The organism is Alysiella crassa DSM 2578, assembly GCF_000745955.1.
In the GTDB taxonomy this organism is placed as follows: domain Bacteria; phylum Pseudomonadota; class Gammaproteobacteria; order Burkholderiales; family Neisseriaceae; genus Simonsiella; species Simonsiella crassa.
The window spans coordinates 1-6,804 of sequence record NZ_JQKH01000108.1; the positions used below are offsets into that span (position 1 = coordinate 1).

A 6,804-nucleotide genomic window follows, 5' to 3' on the forward strand; every position below is an offset into this window, starting at 1 on the left:
GCAACCGCGTCATAATCAAAAACAACTTCCTTAAAAAACCGTTGGATACGGCGATAGGAAGAGGCGTTTGTTGCTTTGGCATCAGGGAAAAACATTGCCAATTTGCTCAAATTACAGGTCTGCCGCATGGCAATGGTACACAATAAATACACAAAAACAATAACGTGGCTCTTGTGCCATTTGAAAGTTTTGGTTACGATATGGGTAAGTTCGCTCAATTCAGTCATATTGGATTAGTCGTGAGAAAATTAATACGATACCACTGAATTGATGCGGACTTATTTTTTTATTGTACTTTTTTTGTCGTGTACTGAAAGGCTGCCTGAAAACCTATCCCCCAAGCCCCTGTAAAATCGGACATTCTGGCATATCATCGCCACGACAGGCATCACGCCACGCCCCAAGAGCAGTTTTCATTTCTTCCAATTCCTTGATTTTATTTGATAAAAATTCAATGTGCGTATTTGCCAACGCTTTGACTTCACAGCTTTTGCGGTGTGGGTTGTCTTGCAGTGCCAAAAGCTCGCCAATTTGGGCAAGCGAAAAGCCCACGCCCCTTGCTTTGGCGATGAATTTTAGGCGGATTAGTGTCTCATTATCATAAATGCGATAGCCTGATGATGTGCGTGAAGTGTTTGATAACAAACCCAACTTTTCATAATCACGGATTTGCTTGATGGATAGCCCTGTGGCTTTGGACGCTTGACCGATGTTCATTGTTGCTCCTTGTTTTGGCGTTTGTAAAAAATTGTCAATCCGTAAAAATAATCCTTGACCCTAACACAGGGTTAGGTTTTATGATACGCTCATCAAAACAAAAAAGCAATGTTTTTAGTGGTTTAAAAACGGTTTTTGTTTTGATAATCAACCTTTAATTTGGAGAATTGTTATGAACGACATCATCAAAAACCCAAACGCCCACTGCGGTTGCCAATCTTGCACAGGGCAAAATTGCAATCCAAAATGCAACTGCCAAAATGGCGAGCCGTGCATTTGTCAAAACTGCACTTGTGGCGATTGTGATTGCAAGTAATTGATTAGCTAAAAACATTGGGCGGACTTATGTTTGCCCAATGTTTGCCAAATCCCATTTTGATAAGGAAAACTGTAATGAAAATGTTTAAAAACCGTGCCGTACAATTATCTGCCCTTGCCCTTATTTTGGCGACTTTGACCGCTTGTGGTAATGCCAAAAACGATATACCAACGCATTCTAATGCAGGCGATAGCAACTACACCCAAAGCACTCACGACACCACAAACAACCGCGCCAATATGAACCACTCTGCTATGGCAATGGACACTCAAAATGCTCCGCCCCATACCCAAGCCTATCTTGCAATGATGAACAAGATGGGCGATGAGATGAGCAAAGCGGGCAATCTTGCTGATGCTGATACCGCTTTTGCCAAAGGTATGATTCCGCACCATATCAGAGCAGTTGAGATGGCAAAAGTACAGCTTGAATATGGTAAAGATGAAACAATGAGAAAACTTGCCCAAGCGATTATTGATGGGCAACAAGCCGAAATTGACTTGATGAATGGCTGGCTGAATGGCAAAGACACGACCACCCAAAACGCCAACGCCCCACACGCCAAAGCCTATGCCTTGGACAATTCACACAGCGAAATGATGACGGCAATTTATGAGACCGACCCTGATGTCGCCTTTGCCAAAGCGATGATTCCCCACCACAAGGGAGCGGTCAATATGGCAAAAGTGCAATTAGAATACGGCAAAGATAAAGCAATGCAAGATTTAGCAAAGCAAATCATCAATGCCCAAGAGCCTGAAATTAAGCTGATGGAAGATTGGCTAAAACAGTAGGGGCAATAAGGCAAAAACACCATTTTTAGAAAATAAAAGCGGTGTTTTTTATTGGCAAAATAAACTTTCAGGCAGCCTGAAAATACAAATTCAAAATAAACCAGTCAATGATTTAATATCATCAATGCTCTGTTTCAAACTCATGGTTTCATTATGCAAAATCGCATATCGCAAACTTTCCATACACAAACTGGCACAAATAAATGATTGATAATGCAAAGAATGTCCCACCATATTTTGCTTAACCAATTCATCAGCAAAAGCAACTCGCAACATTTTGTGCATATCATCATATAGCCCATAACGGCGAGATTGGATTTTCCATAACGCTGAAATAGTGTGCCGAGAATTGAGAAAATCTTGAAAAACTTGTTCGGTTTGACAATGTTCATTAGCGAGCAAATCCGCAAATTTTTGTTTAAAATCAAAAAACACTTCATCAATTAAAGAAACCAATCCCGAATAATAACGGTAAAAAGTCGTGCGATTAACCCTTGCTTTTTCAATCACATCTTTGGTGGTAATCTCATCAAATGGCTTTTCGTGTAACAAATCAATTAAAGCACGGTGCATAGTTTCGCGTGTTTTAATCACACGCAGGTCGGTTTTGTTCATGGCTTACTCGTTGGTTAAACTATTTGCTGGTTAATTTCATTATAAGCATACTTTTTATGTATTTTGTATGGATATGCTGAAATTTAAATATAATTTATAGCTATTTTAACACATAAAAATCTCCTATAATACGCTCATCTTGAATTTTCAACACACACAAGGATTTTTTATGAAACGCACTATCGTCATTACTGGGGCAACATCGGGTATCGGCAAAGAAACGGCATTGGCATTTGCCAAATTAGGCGACAATATCGTGGTCAGCGGTCGCCGTGAAAAAGAAGGTTTAGAAGTTGTCAATGAAATCAAATCATTGGGTGCGAATGCGATTTTTGTCAAAACAGACATTACCCAAGAAAATGAAGTCAAAGCCTTGATTGAACAAGCCGTTGCCCATTTTGGTAAAATTGATGTAATGGTCAATAATTCAGGCATTGCAGGGCGTGAAAATGTACCATTACATCAACATTCTACCGAAAATTTCCGTGAGTTGATTGAAGTCAATGTGATGGGGCTATTTTGGGGAATGAAATACGCCATTGACGCGATGCTCAAAACTGGCGGTGGCGTGGTGGTCAATTTGGCGTCTATTGCAGGTTTAAATGGCATTGAATTTACTTCACAATATTCGGCAAGCAAACACGCAGTGGTCGGCTTAACCAAAAGTGCGTCGTTAGATTATGCGACGCAAGGCATTCGGGTCAATGCCGTTGCTCCTGGGGCAATTAAAACCGATATTTTGCAAAATGCTATTAACGCAGGCGTTTATCCAGAAGATAAAATTGCAGGCATTCACCCGATGAATAAAATGGGCGATACGAGTTCTATTGCTAATGCGATTGTGTTTTTGGCATCGCCTGATGTGCCGTTTATGACAGGAACGATTTTAAATGTTGATGGCGGTTTTTGTGCCAAGTAATTTTTAAAAATCAATGGGTTTTGGTGTTTTAATAATGCCAAAACCTTTCACTTTTTAGGATAATAAAATGTATCAACACACGATTGCTTGGTATCAAGGCGAAATTTTGGAAGCATGGTTTATTGTGGGGGCGGGCGTTTGTTTGGGGCTGATTGGTTTGCTGTGCCATTTTTATGGGCAAAGTACAGGGGCGAAAGCCTTGTTTGTGCCGATGATGGTGCTTTTGGTGCTGTTTTTGGCGATTGGTGTGCCGATGATTTATAGCAATATACAGACCATGGCAAACGTGGCAGACACTTATCAAACCGTGGGCGAAACGCAATTTGTTGTCGATGAATTAAAACGGGTAGCGAATTTTCAATATTTGTATCCGATATCTATTGCGATTAGTGTGGTTAGTTTTGCGGTGGCGTTGGCGTTATTGCATTTTGATGTGGGCGTGAAATGGAAAGCGTGGGCGGTGGCGTTACTTATTTTGGGGACTTCGTTTGCCGTGATTGACTATTTTTCTAAAGAACGAGCGAATGGCTATCGGGCGGTTTTGGAACAGGCGAAAAAGTAAAGCAAAACACCGTTTATCGTGATGATAGGCGGTGTTTTTCTTTTAAAAAACTTTCAGGCAGCCTGAAAGTGCATTTATGCCAATTTAGCAAAACACTTTCTCAATTTATCCCATTTTAAGAAAACTCAAAAGCCCTTAAAATACCTTATCTTAAATAAGACAGGTACGCCAAAATGAACACGCTTTCCCCCATTTTCTCCCAAGTTTTTGGGCAAAATCAATTAACACTGGGCTTAATCGCCCCCTTTATGGGCTATCAAAATTACATTCCAGACAATTTGACCACCATTACCGACAATGCACGGCTGGCTGAAAACTTGGGTTTTTCGGCATTGTGGGTACGAGATGTGCCGTTTTATGACCCTCATTTTGGCGATGTGGGGCAAGGGCTTGACCCGATGGTTACACTTGGTTTTTTGTCCGCCCACACCCAAAAAATCGCCCTTGGCACGGCAGGGCTGATTGCCCCTTTGCGTAGTCCCATTCACATTGCCAAAATGGCGACAAGTATGGATGGTTTGAGTAATGGACGGTTTTTATTGGGCTTATCCTCTGGCGATAGACCTGTGGAATACCCTGCATTTGGGGCGGATTTTGCCTCTCGTAGCGAGCGTTTTCGTGAAAGCATTGATTTGATTAACGCCTTAACCGAGCAGGATTTTCCCCATTTTGACGGCAAACATTATGGCGATTTAACAGGCAATTTGGATTTGCTCCCCAAACCCAAACACCGTTTGCCCATTGTGGCGATTGGACGAGCAAGGCAAGAAATGGACTGGCTTTCTAATGTGCCTGATGCGTGGATTTGGCACGGTGTGAATCCTGCCGACACCGCAAGCATCATCAAAACCCTTGCCGATTTACGCCAAAAAGACACACCCACAGCATTTGGCTATGCTCAATTTGTGGAAGTTTTGGACGACAAAAACGCCAAAGCACAGTTATTTAACAACATTTATCTGCGTGGTGGTACAAAAGGCTTGGCAGACTTTTGGGCAAAAGAACAAGAAAAAGGCGTGAAACATTTGGCACTCAATTTAAAACCCACTCAGTGTCCTGCTGATGAAGTGCTGACGGAATTGGCGGAGTGTGTGTTAAGTCGGTTTTGATAAAAGACACCGTTTTTAAAATAAAAGCGGTGTTTTTTTAAATTGACAAAACCGTTTATCTGTATCAAACACTATCATTCATTGGTAATAAATACCCTTGTTTTTGCCTTGTTTTTTTTATAAAATAGCGTTCATTGATATTGAATACATTTGAAAAGGAGACAGGCAATGCTCTTAAAAAGCGAAATCAAACAAGCCATTGAAAGCCAAAAACAGCAATTAACAGGACAAAGTTATCCACGCCAAATGCTTGATAAACTCAAAATTTTGCCCAATTTTGCTTTGGTGGTGTCGGGCATTCGCCGTAGCGGAAAAAGCACTTTGCTTACCCAACTAATTGAAAAACAACAAAAAAATAGCTTTCTTTTTTTGAATTTTGATACACCAAAACTGTTTAATTTTGAATTTAGCGATTTTGCCTTGCTGGACGAAATCATTGCCGAAAATCCGTACATTCAAACCCTGTATTTTGATGAAATTCAAGTGGTAGAAGGCTGGGAAATCTATGTGCGTGGCAAACTTGACCAAAATTTTCAGGTGGTGGTTACAGGCTCTAATGCGTCTTTGTTAAGCCGTGAATTAGGTACAAAACTGACGGGACGACACATTAGCAAGGAGCTTTTTGTGTTTTCGTTTGTGGAATTTTGTGAATTTTTGGGCAAAGACAAAAATGCCGAAGCGGTGGAACATTATCTGGAGCAAGGCGGTTTTCCGCAATATTTGCAGTTGGGCGAAGACGAAATTTTAAACGCCTTGATTAACGATATTTTGTATCGGGACATTATTGTGCGTTTTGGCATTCGTGATGAACGCTCAATGAAACGCTTATTGTTGTTTTTGGCGGGCAATGTGGGCAATTTAATCACCGCAGGCAAGCTCAAACAAAGCCTTGAAGTCAAAAGCACCGCCACCGTGCAAGAATATCTTTCGCATTTGGAGCAGGCGTATGTCATACAACTGTTGCCCAAATTTGCCTATTCTTATAAGGTGCAACTTGCCAATCCACGCAAAATTTATTTTATAGACAATGGTTTACAGCGAGTGATTAGTCCGTCTTTTAGTCAGGATTTGGGCAGAAAACTGGAAAATGCGGTATTTTGGGGATTAAGACGGCAATTTACTGAACTTTATTATTACAATGAAAACCACAAAGAATGCGATTTTGTGGTGTGTCAAAACAGCACGCCTGTCAAGCTGATACAAGTCTGCTGGCAACTCAATGCCGAAAACATCGCCCGAGAGCGAGACGGCTTGCTTGATGCGATGAATTTTTTTGGCTTGACACAAGGGTGGATTATCACGCTTAATCAAGAAGATAAACTCATCATTGACGGCAAAACAATAGAAATTGTACCGTTTTGGCAAATGTTTGGCGGAATTGGCTAAGGTAATTGGAAAGCACTGTTTGCAGAAATGTAAGCGGTGTTTTTTATTTAAAAACTTTCAGCCAGCCTTTCAGTACACGACAAAAAATCGGACGACCTGTTTTGGGTTTGAAAAATAGTCCAAAGTTGCCATCATCAACATGGCAGCTTTGGCAAGCTGCTCTAAACCAACACGAAAAATACCTTGCGATAAACGTTCATGAGATTTAGGCTTAATTGGATTAAGCGCATGTTGCCAACGCCCGATAACATAAGCCCAAGCCAATGTAACTGCCAGAATCGCAAACAACTTTTCCATTTTAACAGGGTCAGTCATGTGCGTGGCTTCCAAGTCAAAACCGCGTTTTTTCAGGCAGCTAAACAGCATTTCAATTTGCCAGCGCT

At 41.1% G+C, this 6,804-nt stretch carries 7 protein-coding genes and 2 pseudogenes; 5 read left to right on the forward strand and 4 right to left on the reverse strand.

What is annotated here, in order from left to right; genetic code table 11:
* Positions 1 to 227 (reverse strand): annotated as a pseudogene (locus Q338_RS11610) (IS4-like element ISAba33 family transposase); the annotation flags it as partial.
* Positions 228 to 330: 103 nt separating this feature from the next.
* Entirely contained in the window at positions 331 to 717 is a 387-nt protein-coding gene (locus Q338_RS11615; RefSeq protein ID WP_034295614.1) for a Cu(I)-responsive transcriptional regulator, read from the reverse strand.
* Positions 718 to 1,110: 393 nt separating this feature from the next.
* Between Q338_RS11615 and copM the strand changes: the two genes are divergently transcribed.
* The gene (gene copM / locus Q338_RS11625; protein ID WP_034295618.1) at positions 1,111 to 1,830 is read left to right on the forward strand and encodes a CopM family metallochaperone; all 720 of its coding nucleotides are present in this window, start codon (positions 1,111 to 1,113) and stop codon (positions 1,828 to 1,830) included.
* 90 nt (positions 1,831 to 1,920) lie between these two features.
* On the opposite strand, the gene Q338_RS11630 is transcribed toward copM, so the two are convergent.
* Positions 1,921 to 2,445 (reverse strand): TetR/AcrR family transcriptional regulator, encoded by a 525-nt coding sequence (locus Q338_RS11630; RefSeq protein WP_051968633.1) that lies wholly within the window; start codon positions 2,443 to 2,445, stop codon positions 1,921 to 1,923.
* Positions 2,446 to 2,614: 169 nt separating this feature from the next.
* Between Q338_RS11630 and Q338_RS11635 the strand changes: the two genes are divergently transcribed.
* From Q338_RS11635 to Q338_RS11650, 4 genes are all read left to right on the forward strand, one after another.
* Positions 2,615 to 3,364 carry an SDR family NAD(P)-dependent oxidoreductase gene (locus Q338_RS11635; protein ID WP_015431529.1) on the forward strand — a complete coding sequence of 250 codons (750 nt, stop codon included), beginning with the start codon at positions 2,615 to 2,617 and terminating at the stop codon, positions 3,362 to 3,364.
* Positions 3,365 to 3,431: 67 nt separating this feature from the next.
* On the forward strand, positions 3,432 to 3,926 hold the full coding sequence (locus Q338_RS11640) for a hypothetical protein (protein WP_034295621.1): 495 nt from the start codon (positions 3,432 to 3,434) through the stop codon (positions 3,924 to 3,926).
* A 173-nt stretch (positions 3,927 to 4,099) separates the two neighbouring features.
* Positions 4,100 to 5,035: a TIGR03571 family LLM class oxidoreductase gene (locus Q338_RS11645; RefSeq protein ID WP_034295623.1), complete on the forward strand. Its 936-nt coding sequence runs from the start codon at positions 4,100 to 4,102 to the stop codon at positions 5,033 to 5,035.
* Between the two features lie 168 nt (positions 5,036 to 5,203).
* Entirely contained in the window at positions 5,204 to 6,421 is a 1,218-nt protein-coding gene (locus Q338_RS11650) for an ATP-binding protein (protein WP_034295625.1), read from the forward strand.
* 69 nt (positions 6,422 to 6,490) lie between these two features.
* Here the strand turns inward: Q338_RS11650 and Q338_RS11655 are convergent.
* Positions 6,491 to 6,804 (reverse strand): annotated as a pseudogene (locus tag Q338_RS11655) (hypothetical protein); the annotation flags it as partial.